Below are 16,694 nucleotides of genomic sequence, written 5' to 3' on the forward strand. Positions count from 1 at the left end.
AATGCACCAGTGGAAAGCATGGAAACGTGCGTCTGCGAGAATAAAGGGGCTCCTTAAATTAGGGGCTTCTAAACGGGACGCCTACAGGTGGGCGCATAGCAGCAAGGGTTATATCAGGGCGGCACAGGGATGGATTCTTTCAACAACACTCACGTTGGAAGAACTTAAACGCCGCGGCTACCGAGGCTTCATGGATACCTACTATTGGAAGAAGAAGAGAGCACAGACAACATTATTCTAACAAACCGCCGTATACCGAACGGTACGTACGGTGGTGTGAGAGGACAGGTAGCCAACTAATGGCTATCTTCCTACTCGATTTTGGTTAAAATATTATTCATACCAGTGAATATCGGTAGTAACAATGTTTAAGAATAGGGGTAGTTTTATTTTATGAAAAGATATTCATTCATCAAAAAAGCTAAACTTAGCATATTTGTTGTTTTGTTATTAACAGTCCCTTTTTTGGGACAAGCTCAACTCGTTAGCAGCTTTAGTAAAACGATGATAATAGCACCGCCTAAAAGCTATAATTTCGACCCTTACTATAAAAAATATGCAGATGCATATGGAGTTCCTGTTATTTCATCAGAAAACGTTTCAGATGACGCCCTGTTAATTGCGCGGGATATTATCAATTATATGTTGCTAAAAAGGCCAGACATCCGAGAGGGAATGATCAAATTAGGAGCTAGGTTGTCCATTATCGGGAAGGACGAAATGCAGACTGACTTACCGGAATGCCGGGATTGGAAAAAGCCGACAATAAATGACGGACGCCTCACACCAGGTGAACGAGCTAATTATTATAAGCCGGGGGGTATAGCAAGTATGACCGATAGAGGTTATTGGGATCAGAGAGCTCGGGGAATGGGAGGCATTCAAACTTCTTGTGCCGAGGAGAATTTGTTAGGCATTCCAGGAACTCGATATTATGGAGAAAATATAATGGTTCACGAATTTAGTCATAATGTAATGGCTGTTTTACAGCGAATAGACAAAGACTTTGTAAAACAGATTTATGCTGCGTATGAAGCGGCAAAGGCAAAAGGGCTCTACAAAAATCAATATGCAATTAATACTGTTGCCGAATATTGGGCTGAAGGTAGTCAGTGGTGGTTTTGGTCAAATTTTGAATTCAAAGATGGAGAGACCAGGGTGCAGTCGCCAGACGACTTAAAAGCTTATGACCCGGCACTTTATACCTTGTTTGAGCAAGTATACCCCGGACACAAAATCCCAGGCGATGTGTATTACAGCAAAAACATCAGATAGATAGCAATCGCTTTTATCGGGCAATTTTAATTTAGCCTGTCAATATTTCCTAATTTTTACATTAAAACACCAATTTTAGTTGGTGTTTTTTGTTAATTTAGCGTTTTAAATGCTATTTTAAGCCTTTATAAATTAAACGAAATATTCAGCAAGTTAATCCCCTATAAAATGAAACAATATTTAGGAATGGCTTTTTTACTGGTAGTTGTTGCCTGTAACAATCCCGAAAATAAATCAACTGATAAAAAAGACAGTTCAGCGATAAACAATACTGAGGTTTCTACAGCAGCGGTAACCTTTAAGGATCAAGAGATCGATGCTATTTACGGAGATTATATCCGTTTAAAAGATGCACTGGTTGCTACAAAATTTGAAGAGGCAAAATCAGCCGCTAAAGCACTTGTGGTATCGCTTAACGGACACGCAGGCTGTGAGAATACGGCTATTATTGCAGGGAAAATCGAAAATGCGAAAGATATTGCTGAACAGCGGAAAGAGTTTACTGCTTTAAGTGCTGATGTTATTGCCTTATTCAAGCATACATCCATTAGCAATGGAGCCATTTATGTACAACATTGCCCGATGGCTAATAAGGGAGATGGTGGAGATTGGCTAGCTTCTGAGAAAAAAATACAAAATCCATACTATGGAAGTGAGATGATGGAGTGCGGTGCCGTTGTGGAAGAAATAAAGGCGAAATAACACGAATTTAAAACGTAATAACTATTTTTGTTATTAATAAAACTATAATTATATGTCAGATATTGCAGAAATTAAGATAGACGGGAAGACTTATGAATTTCCAGTTATTACTGGAACAGAAGGAGAGAAGGCTATTGATATTTCAAAATTAAGAGATTTAACAGGTCACATTACTTTAGATTCAGGTTTCAAGAATACAGGTTCTACAAAAAGCGCAATCACATTTTTAGATGGAGAATTGGGGGTACTTAAATATCGTGGTTATCCAATTGAACAGTTAGCCGAAAAATCTACCTTTTTAGAGGTTGCTTATTTATTAATTTATGGCGTATTACCAACTGCTACAGAATTAAATGATTTGCAAGCTGTAATTAGTCGCCATACTTTAATTCATGAAGATATGAAGAAATTTTTAGATGGATATCCGTCTAAATCTCATCCAATGGCACAATTGGCATCTTTAGTTTGTTCTTTATCAACATTTTATCCTGAGTCGTTAAATGCAAATTCTTCTAAAGAGGAAATGAATTTAACAATGATTAAGTTATTGGCTAAATTTCCGACTATTGTATCTTTCATCTACAAAAAATCTTTAGGTCATCCACTTATTTATCCTAAAAATAAGTACGATTATGTAACCAATTTCATGAACATGATTTTTGGTCAGCGTACAGAAGAAATCGAAATCGATCCGGTGGTAGTTAGTGCAATGAACACCTTGTTGATTTTACATGCCGATCACGAACAAAACTGTTCTTCTTCTACCGTGAGGATCGTAGGTTCATCTGATTGTAATTTGTATGCATCTGTTTCTGCTGGTATATCTGCACTTTGGGGCCCGTTACATGGTGGCGCAAACCAAGCTGTTATAGAAATGCTTGAATTGATTAAAGCAGACGGGGGGGACACGGAAAAGTGGATTAACAAAGCAAAAGATAAAAATGATCCATTCAGAATGATGGGTTTTGGTCACCGTGTGTATAAGAATTTTGACCCAAGAGCTAAGATTATTAAGAAGGCATGTGATGATATTTTAGAAAAATTAGGTATTAACGACCCTGTCTTGGAAATTGCTAAGAAATTAGAAGAAGCGGCCTTAAGTGATCCATATTTTATAGATCGTAAGTTGTATCCAAATGTAGATTTTTATTCCGGCATCATTTACAGAGCCTTGGGCTTTCCAACAGATATGTTCACTGTACTTTTTGCATTGGGACGTTTACCAGGGTGGATCGCTCAATGGAAAGAGATGCATGAAAATAAAGAGCCAATTGGCAGACCTCGTCAGGTTTACGTAGGGAATGTAGATATGGAATTTGTTGACATCGAAAAAAGATAAAAATCATTCCAATGGATTTTAAGCCGTTCTAGTAATAGGACGGTTTTTTTGTAAAGACATCAATGCATTTTCAATATATTTGAGAAACATTCTAAATATTAATGACATGAAATTCGGACAAGTAGCAGATCCATCTATAATTGATTTTACCCTTCCAGAAGATCATCCGGCAACAAAGGAAGTTTTAACAACGCTAGGTGGAAAAGAATTGGAAGTTTATATAGGTTGTGCAAAGTGGAATAAAACGGATTTAAAAGGTTTTTATCCGAAAGGTACTAAAGATGAACTAACATACTATGCTACCCAATTTAATGCTATAGAACTTAATGCAACTTTTTATGGAATGCCAGATAAAGCTCAAATAGTTACCTGGAAGGATAAAACACCAGCCGATTTTAAATTTTTCCCCAAGCTTACAAATTCTATTAGCCATTTTAAAAGGTTGATTAATGTAAAGGAACCAGTGCTCCAATTTTGCGAAGCTATCAGTAATTTTGATCAGAAGTTAGGGATGGCCTTCTTACAATTGCATGATAACTTTAAGCCAAAAGATTTTGAACGCTTAAAAATTGTAATGAGCGAATTTCCGGAACAAATACCTTTGGCAATTGAATTAAGGAATGAGGAATGGTTTGCCAATCCGCAAGTATTTAATGAGTTTACCTCGCTTTGTGAACAATACAACATAACCAACATCTTGGTTGATACTGCTGGACGAAGAGATATGCTGCATATGCGATTAACTACCCCTACCGCTTTTATACGCTATGTGGGTGCAAATGCTGAAAGTGATTATCATAGACTTGATGAATGGGTAGAGCGAATTGTGGAATGGAAAAAACAAGGATTAACGCATTTATACTTTTTTGTACACCAAAATATAGAGCTTGCCTCGCCGTTGTTATCTGCTTATTTTACTGAAAAATTAAATACAGCATTAGGCCTGAATTTAGTAATACCAGCTAAACAGGAAACACAAACTAAACTGTTTTAAGTCGCTACGTAATATATAATGTTTATCACTATCATTTCTGCAACTTTAAGAGAGACACCATAAAGCGCAATAATCCAGATCATTCTCCAAATGGTAGTCGACGTTTTACGTTGATAGAATATTTTTAGACCTTTGTACAAATACCAAAAAATCCATATAATGAGTGCTGCTTCCAAGATTCCACTCATAAAGCTATCGGGAAACAAAAACCGTTTAGTTGGTTGAACAATAATAGATACCAGGAAGAAAGCAGTCATGCCATGAATGGTAAAGATCAGATGATCAAGATATCGAATATGGTTTTTTCTAAAATTAAGCATGATAAAGAATGCCATTAATGGCATAAATAGGAAATATACTTTTGGTCTATTGTGTGACAATTGTTCCTGAATCAGCTCGGAGTTTTGGCCGATTTCTATGCTTCTCTTTTTATAATATCTTTCGAACACGTTATCTCTTTCTAAACTTGGAAGTGTTTTTTGTCGGGCTAAATAAGCGGTGTAAGTACTGTCGTTTGCCTCAATATGGATCAACTGTAATTTTTTGATAAACTTCCTCAAAGATTCGGATTTTTGGTTTTCGTATTTTGCATTTAGATCTCGTAATGCCACTTCCTGTTGTTGGAAACTTAGTTTACGGAATGCATTTTTGTCGAACCCTTCATCAATGGCCTGTTGAGTTTTGGCGATGATATCCTTTCCAACTAATCCTGATCCCGACAATGGGGTAGCGATACTATCCAAGTTTGGCTTAACCATGGTTTCTTTGCCCGTCGTGGTCTTTTCTGTTTCCTTGTGACCGTTCGGGGTATAAACCACCAAAAAATATAGGATGGAAACAAAAATATACATACTAACAGGGTTAATATATCTTGCCCTTTTTCCCGCTAAATACGCTAAGGTAACCTCGCCTGGTTTTGAAATGAGAGGTTTTAGTGTTTGAAAAAACTTATTATCAAAGTGGAAGTAATGAGCTATACTATGCGTTATAAATTGCCAAAAGGTTTCATTTAATTCTAAATTAGGTTGCCCACAGCTACTGCAATAGTGTTTTTCAACCCTAAATCCACAATTTAAGCAATTATCTTCTTTTCTATATTTACCAGCCGACATACTAAATCATTATAAAACTCATGGCAATAACCAATAAAAAACAAAGCGTTAATACCATATTGTAACAGAAAGTTAAAAAGAACAATTTTAATACCGTGACCCAACGAGTACTACCGTAAAAAGTTCTTAGAGATCTGTAGATATACCAGATCATATAGATTATACAAATGAATGATAGCCAACCGCTTATATCATAAACAAATTTAAACATCCATTGCAGCAACATCGTTATCAGTATACTCAGGAAAATTGCCGAATGAACATGGAATGAATAAATTAAATGTTCATAATAATACTTTTTCTTGTTGATGTAAACTAATTTCAAGATCAGGGCAAACATCGGCAAAAGCAAAAACATCATCTTAGGAATGTTATGCAGAAAATCTTCTAAAAACTTTTTACCAGGATCAGGATATTGATTAAGTTCAATACTTCTTCTAACGATATAATGTTTTATGAAACCATCTCTTTTATCCTTTGTTAGCGCAGCTTGCTTTTTTTCATAATCCATCACGCTTTTATAATCTGAAGCCCAGTTGCCGCCCCATTTTCTGTTGTTTTTAATATTCCAATTCGTATTAGTGTTATTTTTACCTTTATCTTCTTTTACCCTATTTGCTTTAAACTCTTCCTTGGCGTTTTTTATCAAACTATCCCGCAAATTTTTGTTAGGCACATATTTAAACGTCGAGATCACTTCTTTTTCTTCAAGTGTTAAGCTATCACTTTGCTTAGCTGTTTGTGCCGTGTCTTGAGTTTTCTTATAATCATTTGATTCTTTAAATCTTTTCTCACTCAAAACAACTAAGAAGAAAACAATGCTTATAAAGATATAAAGCCGGATAGGGTGGATGAAAGAAACTCGCTTACCTTCAACATAGGCTTTGGTGAGTTGCCCGGGTTGGAATAATAAGGGTTTAATTGTGCCAAAAAATCGATGTTCAAAATGAAAATAATCAGCTATCGCGTGACTAACCATATGGAAAGCATCTTCTTTAACCACAATATTTTCCTGGCCACAATGGGGGCAGAAATTCTCTTCGACTATGTGACCGCAATTAAGACAGTCTTTTTCTTTCCTTAGCTTGAAAGCTGACATTTTTTAAAATAAATTTTAGTGGGCAATTGCTTCTTCAATGGCTGCAACCTCGGCGCGAGAATGTTTATGTTTAAAGAAAATCATAAATAGCACAGTGATCATCAAAGCATAGATTGTGAATGATAGCCAGATATTATGCCAGTCTTTAACTTCAAGCCCTCTGCTTAGTTCTCCATTTGCTAAAACACTAATACCTTTGTCGCCTAAAAATTTAAGCAAATGCTGATCATTGGTCGCCGAACCCACATGCTCTGCCAGAGACTGGATATTTGTATAGGCTTGGGTGAAGTACTTTTGTATCATCCAGCCAGAAACAATGCTCCCTAACACTGCACCAAAACCATTAGTCATCATCATAAATAATCCTTGTGCTGATGATCGGGTCTTTGCTGTTGTTGAGGTTTCTACAAACAACGAACCCGAAATATTAAAAAAGTCGAACGCCATTCCATAAACAATGCAAGATAATACAATCATCCACAGATTGCCTGCCGGATCACCATAGGCAAATAAGCCAAACCGAAACACCCATGCCAACATAGCAATTACCATTACTTTTTTAATACCAAATCGCTTTAAGAAAAAAGGGATAGCTAAAATAAATAAGGTTTCAGAAACCTGAGAAATAGACATGATAATCGTTGAATATTTGATAACGAAAGATTCGGCATAAATTGGAAAGAGCTTAAACTCATCTAGAAATACATCTCCATAGGCATTTGTAAGTTGTAAAGCCCCTCCTAAAAACATAGAAAAGATAAAAAATAAAGCCATTTTAAAGTTTGCAAATAGCTTAAAGGCGTCTAATCCTATTTTCTGGGCAAACGTAGCTTTTTCTTCCAATAACTTAGATGGGATGCATTTCGGCAGGGTAAAAGCGTATAAGCCAAGCGCTAAAGCAGATATCCCTGCAATATAAAACTGATTGGCGTTTGCTTTACTGCCGGTTAAGTTGGTAATCCACATTGCCGCAATAAAACCTATTGTTCCCCAAACCCTGATAGGTGGAAAATCCTTAACTACGTCTAATTTTGCAGACTTTAAAGTAGTGTAGGATATGGAATTACTTAAGGAGATAGTGGGCATATAAAAACACATCGCTAAAAATATAATCCAGAAGAATTCATTCGGAGTGTCTACCTGAGGAATATAAAATAGCGTCCCTGCATACAGGATATGTAGTATCGCATATAATTTTTCAGCGTTTATCCACTTATCCGCAATGATACCGGTAAGGGTGGGCATAAAAAGAGATGCAAAGCCCATGGTTGCGAATATTAAACCAAATTGTGCACCATCCCATTGTTTAGTGCCAAACCAGTAATTGGCAATGGTAATTAACCAAGCACCCCATACAAAAAATTGCATAAAGCTAACTATAGTTAAACGTAACTTAATATTCATAAAATGTTTGTTTTCGTTAGTTTAAGTAGCCGTAAGATATAACTATTTTGATTAATTAGCTAATTACAAAGTATTGCGCTTGGTAATTTCATCTCTAATCCTGGCGGCACGCTCGTAGGCTTCCTCTGCTAAAGCTTCTTCGAGCTTTTGCTGTAATTCTTCATCACTAAACGCTTGGTAACCGGAACCTTGAATGGAGGTATGGATCTCTTCGGTGCTATGTTCTTTTGCAATTGAATCCATGTTTTCTAGGAATAAGAAATCATTTCCCTCAATCACTATTCCAGCCGAAGATAAAATAAACTCATAGGTATAAATTACTGCGTTGAAACGAACCGCTAATGCGATAGCATCCGATGTTCTTGCATCGATTTCCTGCGTATTTTCTCCATCACTACAAATTAGTTTAGCAAAGAAAACGCCGTCAACTAAATTGTATATAAGTACTTCAAGAATTTGTATGTGATAAAGTTGGGCAAAACTTTTAAATAAATCGTGCGTAAGTGGACGGGTAGGGGTCATTTTTTCGATCTCAATGGCAATAGCCTGAGCTTCAAATGCCCCAATAATGATTGGTAATCTACGGCGACCGTTAACCTCTCCCAATACTAAGGCATAGGCACCAGATTGTGTTTGGCTATATGATAAGCCTACAATGTCGAGTTTTACTTTTTTCATATATTGTATTCAAACCTCGCAGATACCAAAAGTACCTGCGAGGTTTACGTAGATTTAACCCTTATGTGCTTTTAATGCAGCAATAATCTTTGGAACTACTTCAAAAGCATCTCCAACTATTCCGTAATCTGCAACTTTAAAGAAGGGAGCCTCAGGATCTTTATTGATCACTACAATTACTTTCGAGGAGCTAACCCCAGCTAAATGCTGAATAGCGCCCGAAATTCCAATCGCAATATACAAATTTGGACTGATGGCAATCCCCGTCTGCCCAACATGCTCAGCATGAGGCCTCCAGTCTGCATCTGATACGGGTTTTGAGCAGGCAGTTGCCGCACCTAATAACTCCGCTAATTCTTCAACCATTCCCCAGTTTTCTGGGCCTTTTAATCCTCTTCCAGCCGAAACAACTAATTCTGCATCCGGAAGAGATATCTTATTTGTTGCTCTTACAATTTCCTTAACGATCGCAACGAGATCAGTAGATTTTACTTCAGGGCTGAAAGTTTCTATAACTGTTTCAACCGCCGATTCTTTAACCCCAAAAGCATTTGGATTTAAGGCAATAACTTTATTTGCTGAGGTTAAAGTTGTTATGGCAAATGCCTTTCCAGAAAAGGCCGTCTTTTTAACAGCAAATCCATTCTCAAAATTAGGTAATTCTACTGCTCCGTCAACCAAACCTGCTTTAAGCTTAACAGCAATTCTTGGTGCTAAGCCCTTACCCGAAAACGAATTAGAAAGTACAATTAAATCAGCACTTTCCTTTTTTGCTGCTTCCGCAATTACAGCGGCGTAAGCCTGGTTTACAAAATTATTCAGTTGCTCATTAGCAACATTCAGCACTTTAGCTGCACCATATTTTCCCAATTCCTTCAATTCCCCATCAGCAACATTTCCTATAGAAATAGCTGTTAGGTTGGTATTCTGTTTGTCGGCTATGGCTTTAGCATAAGAAACTGCTTCGAAAACAGACTTCTTAAATTTACCATCTACCTGCTCTACATATACTAATACTGACATATCATTTATTTGTTTTGTGTATTCCGCTTCTATATAACTTTAGCTTCTGTATGGAGCAGGTTAATTAATTCTTCCGAATTTTCGGCCGGAATTAATTTAACCGCGCCGCGAGGAGCAGGAGTTTCAAACTTGGTTATTTTAGCTAACGCCTCAATTTCTTGAGCAGCTACTACTTCTAATGGCTTTGTTCTTGCCGACATAATTCCTCTCATATTAGGAATTTTAGCCTCAGCGGTTCCTTCCGCGCAACTTGCAACAAATTTGCCCGTTACAGAAACAATTTCCTTTCCACCCTCTATTTCCCGCTCTATGGTGGCAGTAGTTCCGTCAAAATCTAATTTCTTAATAATTGAAATGGATGGAATTTCCATAAACTCACCAATCATAGCAGCAACTTGCGAGCCATTATAATCAATCGACTCCCGACCACATAAAATCATATCAAAATCATTTGATTTGGCATACTGTGCTATTTGAAAAGCTGTAAAGTAAGCGTCTCTGGGAAATGCATCAACTCTAACTGCATCATCAGCACCAATGGCTAATGCTTTTCGAATGGTGGGATCCGTGTTACTCTCTCCAACATTGATCACGGTAACTGTGCCTTTTCCACCTTCACAAAGTTCAATAGCTCTCGATAAGGCAATTTCATCGTAAGGATTAACAATAAATTGAACTCCCGAAGCATTGAATTGGGTATTATCATTAGTAAAAGTTATTTTTGTTGTGGTGTCAGGAACGTTACTAATACAAACTAATATTTTCATAGATTTAATATTTGATTTAAAAAGATTTTCTAACGCTATTCTTTATGCAAATCTAATTAAAAAAGCAGTGATTTAAAATGCAAAACGACCGATTATCGAAGTTATTCGAATTTTTAGCAAGCGATTCCAATGATCCCTTTGTACTCTATGCGATCGCAACAGAATACAATGCCATAAATGACACAGAAAATGCATTTCATTACTATCTGAAATTAGTCGAACAACATCCTAGTTATGTTGGTACCTACTATCATTTGGGAAAGTTGTACGAAAAAGAAAATGAAAAGGATAAAGCAATCGAAATTTATCAAACAGGCATGCAAAAAGCTAGAGAGAAAAGAGATATGCATGCCTTCTCAGAACTGCAAGGAGCTTATAACAGCGCAGCCGGATTAGATTACGAGGATGACTAGGAAGGTAGGATTTTAGAATTATAGGATGGCAAAAAAACAGCTCTTGTTTATCAGAAATGTATTGTTTTTTACTTTTACCGCCTTTGGTGGTGCACAGGCGCATATCTCACTTTTACTAAGATATTTTGTAAAAAACAATCATTTTATTTCCGAAGAAGAGCTGCTTGAGTTAAATGCGCTTGCACAGATACTGCCCGGACCGGCCTCTACGCAAACTTTAGTAGGTATTGGCTATAAGGTGGGTGGACTAAAGCTTGCTATCATTACCTTTTTAATTTGGATTTTGCCTTCTGCGATCATCATGACACTGGCAGCGGCAAGTTATGCACTCTTAGATCAGAAGCAGAAATTTATTGAAATGCTTAAATTTATTAATCCAATTGCATTAGGAATTGTTGCTTATGGCGCTTTTCATTTATCTAGAAAGGTTTTGAAAAATGAAATTACCATCTTGCTGGCATTTGGGGCTGTTGTGGCGACCTTGGTGCTAAAAAATGCTTACGTTTTTCCATTAGCTATTTTAATTGGAGGTATGGTAACTTCGGCAATCGGCACACCCACAGACGAAGCACAAATAAGGGTGAGGCTATTTGCTAATATTAATCCCCGCAAACTAAGTTATTTTATTGGGGTGATGCTTTTTATGGCTATGTTGGGCGCTATTATCAATAGGACTTCACCATTTAGTTTACCCATAAGATTATTTGAAAATTTTTACCGTAATGGGATTTTTGTTTTTGGTGGTGGACAAGTTTTAGTACCCTTAATGTTTACCGAGTTCGTTCAAATGAAACATTATCTAACGCAAACTGATTTTATCTCAGGTTTTGCCTTGCAACAGATTCTACCTGGCCCAACGTTTTCCTTTACTGGTTATTTAGGTGCACTCAGTATGAAGCATGGGGGATATCATACATCTGGTCAGATTTTTGGAGGCTTTATTGCGGTTTTAGGCATTAACTTGCCAGGCCTAATCCTAGTTTTGTTTATTGTTCCATTTTGGGATGATCTTAAGAAAATTACCCGCATTAAACATTCCCTATCTGGCGTTAATGCGGTAAGTGTAGGCTTTATTATCGCAGCCTTTATTTTGCTAGTTCAGCCAATAGGGTTTGATTGGATAGCTATTTTGCTATTGATAATAACTTTCTTATTGTTGGTCTATACAAAGGTGAGTCCACCAATTATTGTATTAGCAGGTGTTGTTTTAGGTTACTTCATTTAATTTAAATGGCCTAATCCTCTTAAAAAGGAGCTTCCTCATCCGTAAAATCATCCATTTTGGATGGTCTGATAATGACATTACCGGGGGGATGATCGAAATTAGCAGAAGGTAACATTGCCGAATTTTCGGAAGAGAAACTATTTTGCGGCATGAAACTTTCTTCCAAATCAGCAAATTTAACATATTTACCAATAAAGCGGAGTGGAACAATTCCAGTTTCACCATTTCTATGCTTTGCAATAATTACTTCTCCGATACCCGCTTGCGAACGACCATTTTCATCTTCCGTTATACCATAATACTCAGGCCTGTATAAAAACAACACCATATCGGCATCTTGCTCAATTGAACCAGATTCACGCAAATCGGATAAGAGCGGTCTCTTGCCGTTTTGCCCTGGTCTGTTTTCAACCGCACGACTTAACTGTGAAAGAGCCAGTACTGGAACTTCCAATTCTTTTGCAACAGATTTAAGTGCCCTGGAGATACTGCCAATTTCTTGTTCCCTGTTTCCACCGCCACTTTGGCCTTCACCCTTACCATGCATTAACTGAAGGTAATCCACAATAACCATTTGGATATCGTATTGAGATTTTAAACGACGACATTTAGCGCGGAACTCAAATATATTTAACGCAGGGGTATCATCAATCAACAACGGAGCCTCCGTTAAAGTTCCAATTTTACTATGTAGCTGTTGCCATTCCCATTCAGCTAAGTTCCCTTTTCTTATTTTCTCCTGTTCAATCTCCGTTTCACCAGAAATTAAACGATTCACCAATTGTACAGAGGACATCTCTAAGGAGAAAACTACCACAGGTTTCTTAAAATCAACCGCGGCATTTCGCGCACAGGTAAGTACGAATGCGGTTTTACCCATCGCCGGCCTAGCAGCAATAATCACAAGATCTGATTTTTGCCATCCCCCCGTAATTCGGTCTAAATCTGTGAAACCAGAAGGAACGCCCGTTAGACCATCTGTCTTCGTTCTTAATTCTTCCAGCGTGGCTAAAGATTGTTTAATGATCTCGTCCATTTTTTGCGTATCTCTACGCAGGTTATTCTGGGCAATATCAAATAAGTTTTTCTCCGCATGATCTAATAGATCAAAAATATCGGTCGTATCTTCATAGGCGTTGGTAATAATCTCTGTAGAAATCCTAATCAATTCCCGTTGAATATATTTTTGCGAAATTATCCTCGCATGGTATTCAATATTTGCAGCCGATGCCACACGATTAGTTAAGTTGGTAATATAATATGCACCACCAACCATTTCTAAAGTGCCTTGCTGACGCATTTCTGAAGTCACAGTCAGGATATCAACCGGCTTTGATTTTTGAAATAACTGCTGAATAGCTTCGAATATCTTTTTATGAGCTTCATGATAAAAAACTTCAGGTTTTAAAATATCAATAACCGTTGATAAGGCATCTTTTTCAAGCATCAATGCACCCAATACAGCTTCCTCGAGATCAATTGCCTGAGGAGGCACTTTCCCCATGGTATTGATAGAAGTAGTTAGTCTGTTTTTACGTGCAGAAGGTGAAAATTTTCCTTGTCCCTGAGGTTCGTTATCAGTAATCATCTTCCAAAATTAGACAAAAGAAAGATTGGATTTTTAAATCTTTTTAAACAAGCTGTTAGTTAAGCTATTGCATTTTCATATTGTTTTAACAACTATTATTTATTTCTGAACAATTAAATGTTAATAAGAGTTTCTTATGTACTTTTGTAACAGATTAAAAAGTATGGATAATTTTAGAAGACCACAACGCGTAAAAGAAAATAATGAATTTGTTTTTGGTATCCGAGCAGTTATAGAGGCGATCAAAGCAGGTAGAGATATCGAAACCATTTATTTACAACGTGGCTTAACAGGTGATTTATTCACTGAGCTAAAAGCGCTGTTGAGCGGTACTTTAATTCCTTTGAGCTCAGTTCCGGTTGAAAAACTTAACAGGATGTCTCAAAAAAATCATCAGGGTGTAATTGCGGTTATTTCACCCATTACCTATCAAAACATAGAAGATATCATCCCTGCGGTGTTCGAGAAGGGGGAGGTTCCTTTAATTTTGATGCTAGATAGCATTACTGACGTTCGAAACATGGGTGCCATTGCCAGAACTGCTGCTTGCGCTGGAGTTCATGCAATAGTTGTTCCGTTAAAAAACGCCGCTCAAATTAATGCCGATGCAATTAAAACCTCGGCTGGTGCATTATTTAACATCCCGATTTGTAGACATTCCAATTTACATAAAACCTGTTTGTTTTTGCAGGACAGTGGTTTACAGATTGTCGCTTGTAGCGAAAAGACAAATGATTTAATTTACGCGCCAGACTATACCTTACCCACTGCCATTGTAATGGGCTCTGAAGATGAAGGTATTTCAAACGAATTGATAAGAGTGGCTAATTACCTAGCTAAAATACCCATGAAAGGTAAAATCGAGTCACTTAATGTATCTGTAGCCGCTGGTGTTATCCTGTACGAAGCAATCCGGCAACGAGGCTAGGTGTATTTATTTCCAAAGTTAGCTTTTACATCAGCAGTAATATTCTTTACATTCTGTTCTTCAGATCGCGGGCAAATCAATAATATATTATTAGATTCTGCAACAATGTAATTATGTAAGCCTTGAAGGATGACTAATTTGTTTTTAGGAACATTCACCATACAGTTAGATGAGTCGTACATCATAACTTGTTCTGAAGGAATAACCGCATTGCCTACGTAATCTTTTTCTGCCATTTCGTAAATGGAAGCCCATGTACCAAGATCAGACCATCCAAAATCGGATGGCAATACATATACATTATCTGCTTTTTCCATAATGGCAAAATCTATAGAAATATTTGTGCATTGTAAATAAGCATTCGCAATAAACGCAACTTCGTTGGTGGTGTTATAAAAAGAGTTTCCTTGCTGGAAAATTTCATGCATCTCTGGCAAATGCTTTTCAAATGCCTTATTAATGGCTTTGGCCGACCATATAAAAATTCCTGCATTCCACAGAAAATCTCCGCTTTGCAGAAACGACTTCGCTAACTCTAAATTCGGTTTTTCCGTAAAGGTTTTAACCTTATGGATACTTGGGTCTGTGTTAAGTACATCGTCTGCATACTGAATATAGCCATAACCCGTATCTGGGCGATTGGGTTTAATACCTAAGGTAACCAGGCATTTGTTATGAGATGCAGCTTCAATAGACTGGTTAATTGCCTCTACAAAACCTTCTTGATTTCCAATAGTATGATCTGAAGGGGCAACTACAATGACAGCATTGGGATTAAGTTTGGCAATTTTCATCGATCCGTAGGCGATACACGGTGCTGTATTTCGCATAACTGGTTCAGCCAAGATCTGGTGATGGCCTAGGTTTGGCAGCTGTTTTTTGATGATATCAACATATATTTCATTGGTTATAATGAAAATGTTTTCTGGTGGACAGATTTGGAGGAAGCGGTCATACGTGCTTTGAATTAGCGTTTTACCAACCCCAAAAAAATCTATAAATTGTTTTGGGAATTCCGCTCTGCTCACTGGCCAAAAGCGACTTCCTATGCCACCAGCCATTATTAATGCATAATTATTCTTATTCATCTACTGCAAAGATAATTTTATTTAAATAATCCCCTCATCCAAAAGGTCATGCAAGTGTATCATTCCACAATACATTTCTCCATCCATAACTAATAGCTGAGTAATATTGTTTTGTTTAATCATCTCAAGCGCTAATAAGGCTAACTCTTCTTTGCCTATTTTCTTCGGATTGACATTCATAAGATCAACCGCCTTGATATTAGCTAAATCGGTATATTTTTCAAGCATCCTCCGTATGTCGCCATCCGTAATAATACCCGCCACTTTATTTTGGTCAATAACTACCACTGCACCCAATCTATTTTTGCTAATCTCAATAATGACATCCTTAACGGAAGCATTAGGAGAAATGGAGGGCTTTTCGTTTTTTAAAGCGATATCTCCAGCTTTCAGGTATAAACGTTTACCTAATGATCCCCCTGGGTGATAACGTGCAAAATCCTCCGTATTAAATTCCCGTGCTTCCAATAGGCAAATTGCTAAAGCATCGCCCATGGCCAACTGTGCAGTTGTACTGGTTGTGGGAGCTAAATTATGGGGACAAGCTTCTTTTTCAACGCTGGTATTTAAAATTAGATCTGCATTCCTTGCTAAATCAGAATCGATCTTACCAAGCATACCTATCAATAAGTTTCCTGATTGCTTTAGCAGGGGGGCAAGCAGCTTAATTTCTGGGGTATTTCCACTTTTGGATAAACAAATTACTACATCATTTTGCTGAATCATTCCCAGATCGCCATGAACAGCATCAGCCGCATGCATAAATATTGCGGGGGTACCCGTGGAGTTAAAGGTGGCAACAATTTTCTGTGCTATAATTGCACTTTTCCCTATTCCAGTAATAATAACACGACCTTTACTCGCTAAAATAGCCTCGATAACAGCTACAAAATCATCGTTAATATGTGGTATTAAATTTAATATTGCTTCAGATTCTAACCTAAATGTGGCAATTGCTGTTTCGATAATTGATTTTTTACTTTTCAACCAGAATTTTTTTAGTATATTAATGCATTAATTACTGCAAAATTATGTTATTTTGAACAATAATAGCACAGA

16 protein-coding genes and 1 pseudogene are annotated in these 16,694 nt (G+C 37.2%); 8 read left to right on the forward strand and 9 right to left on the reverse strand.

Translation table 11 applies throughout. From position 1 onward, the window contains the following. From BM207_RS19225 to BM207_RS18405, 5 genes and pseudogenes are all read left to right on the forward strand, one after another. A pseudogene (locus BM207_RS19225) lies at positions 1 to 241 on the forward strand (hypothetical protein); the annotation flags it as partial. 152 nt (positions 242 to 393) lie between these two features. Next, positions 394 to 1,275: a glycoside hydrolase gene (locus BM207_RS18390; RefSeq protein ID WP_090998006.1), complete on the forward strand. Its 882-nt coding sequence runs from the start codon at positions 394 to 396 to the stop codon at positions 1,273 to 1,275. A 168-nt stretch (positions 1,276 to 1,443) separates the two neighbouring features. Beyond that, positions 1,444 to 1,977 (forward strand): DUF3347 domain-containing protein, encoded by a 534-nt coding sequence (locus BM207_RS18395; RefSeq protein ID WP_090998009.1) that lies wholly within the window; start codon positions 1,444 to 1,446, stop codon positions 1,975 to 1,977. A gap of 52 nt (positions 1,978 to 2,029) precedes the next feature. Further along, positions 2,030 to 3,316, forward strand: a complete 1,287-nt coding sequence (locus BM207_RS18400; RefSeq protein WP_090998012.1) for a citrate synthase — start codon at positions 2,030 to 2,032, stop codon at positions 3,314 to 3,316. 106 nt (positions 3,317 to 3,422) lie between these two features. Further along, on the forward strand, positions 3,423 to 4,310 hold the full coding sequence (locus BM207_RS18405) for a DUF72 domain-containing protein (RefSeq protein ID WP_090998015.1): 888 nt from the start codon (positions 3,423 to 3,425) through the stop codon (positions 4,308 to 4,310). Here the strand turns inward: BM207_RS18405 and BM207_RS18410 are convergent. The 6 genes from BM207_RS18410 to BM207_RS18435 form a co-directional block, all read right to left on the reverse strand. Next, entirely contained in the window at positions 4,307 to 5,422 is a 1,116-nt protein-coding gene (locus BM207_RS18410) for a DUF3667 domain-containing protein (protein WP_090998017.1), read from the reverse strand. The genes BM207_RS18405 and BM207_RS18410 overlap by 4 nt on opposite strands. Position 5,423: 1 nt before the next feature. Beyond that, positions 5,424 to 6,521, reverse strand: a complete 1,098-nt coding sequence (locus BM207_RS18415; RefSeq protein ID WP_090998020.1) for a DUF3667 domain-containing protein — start codon at positions 6,519 to 6,521, stop codon at positions 5,424 to 5,426. 15 nt (positions 6,522 to 6,536) lie between these two features. Continuing rightward, positions 6,537 to 7,925, reverse strand: a complete 1,389-nt coding sequence (locus BM207_RS18420; RefSeq protein ID WP_090998023.1) for a nucleoside permease — start codon at positions 7,923 to 7,925, stop codon at positions 6,537 to 6,539. 63 nt (positions 7,926 to 7,988) lie between these two features. Further along, positions 7,989 to 8,603 carry a bifunctional nuclease family protein gene (locus BM207_RS18425; RefSeq protein WP_090998025.1) on the reverse strand — a complete coding sequence of 205 codons (615 nt, stop codon included), beginning with the start codon at positions 8,601 to 8,603 and terminating at the stop codon, positions 7,989 to 7,991. A 54-nt stretch (positions 8,604 to 8,657) separates the two neighbouring features. Further along, positions 8,658 to 9,626 (reverse strand): electron transfer flavoprotein subunit alpha/FixB family protein, encoded by a 969-nt coding sequence (locus BM207_RS18430; RefSeq protein WP_090998028.1) that lies wholly within the window; start codon positions 9,624 to 9,626, stop codon positions 8,658 to 8,660. A gap of 29 nt (positions 9,627 to 9,655) precedes the next feature. Then, the gene (locus tag BM207_RS18435; RefSeq protein ID WP_090998031.1) at positions 9,656 to 10,393 is read right to left on the reverse strand and encodes an electron transfer flavoprotein subunit beta/FixA family protein; all 738 of its coding nucleotides are present in this window, start codon (positions 10,391 to 10,393) and stop codon (positions 9,656 to 9,658) included. A 77-nt stretch (positions 10,394 to 10,470) separates the two neighbouring features. Between BM207_RS18435 and BM207_RS18440 the strand changes: the two genes are divergently transcribed. After that, positions 10,471 to 10,806, forward strand: coding sequence for a tetratricopeptide repeat protein (locus BM207_RS18440; RefSeq protein ID WP_090998034.1), 336 nt, complete (start codon positions 10,471 to 10,473; stop codon positions 10,804 to 10,806). A gap of 25 nt (positions 10,807 to 10,831) precedes the next feature. After that, entirely contained in the window at positions 10,832 to 12,031 is a 1,200-nt protein-coding gene (chrA, locus tag BM207_RS18445; RefSeq protein WP_090998037.1) for a chromate efflux transporter, read from the forward strand. A 19-nt stretch (positions 12,032 to 12,050) separates the two neighbouring features. On the opposite strand, the gene dnaB is transcribed toward chrA, so the two are convergent. Further along, entirely contained in the window at positions 12,051 to 13,619 is a 1,569-nt protein-coding gene (gene dnaB, locus BM207_RS18450) for a replicative DNA helicase (RefSeq protein WP_090998040.1), read from the reverse strand. Between the two features lie 163 nt (positions 13,620 to 13,782). Between dnaB and rlmB the strand changes: the two genes are divergently transcribed. Further along, positions 13,783 to 14,547 (forward strand): 23S rRNA (guanosine(2251)-2'-O)-methyltransferase RlmB, encoded by a 765-nt coding sequence (gene rlmB / locus BM207_RS18455; RefSeq protein ID WP_090998043.1) that lies wholly within the window; start codon positions 13,783 to 13,785, stop codon positions 14,545 to 14,547. Here the strand turns inward: rlmB and BM207_RS18460 are convergent. Together BM207_RS18460 and BM207_RS18465 are read right to left on the reverse strand one after the other, a co-directional pair. Continuing rightward, the gene (locus BM207_RS18460; RefSeq protein ID WP_090998046.1) at positions 14,544 to 15,635 is read right to left on the reverse strand and encodes a mannose-1-phosphate guanylyltransferase; all 1,092 of its coding nucleotides are present in this window, start codon (positions 15,633 to 15,635) and stop codon (positions 14,544 to 14,546) included. The genes rlmB and BM207_RS18460 overlap by 4 nt on opposite strands. A 21-nt stretch (positions 15,636 to 15,656) precedes the next feature. Continuing rightward, positions 15,657 to 16,622, reverse strand: a complete 966-nt coding sequence (locus BM207_RS18465) for a KpsF/GutQ family sugar-phosphate isomerase (RefSeq protein ID WP_090998049.1) — start codon at positions 16,620 to 16,622, stop codon at positions 15,657 to 15,659. Positions 16,623 to 16,694: the final 72 nt, after the last annotated feature.

The organism is Pedobacter insulae (genome assembly GCF_900113525.1).
GTDB classification, from domain to species: Bacteria; Bacteroidota; Bacteroidia; order Sphingobacteriales; family Sphingobacteriaceae; genus Pedobacter; species Pedobacter insulae.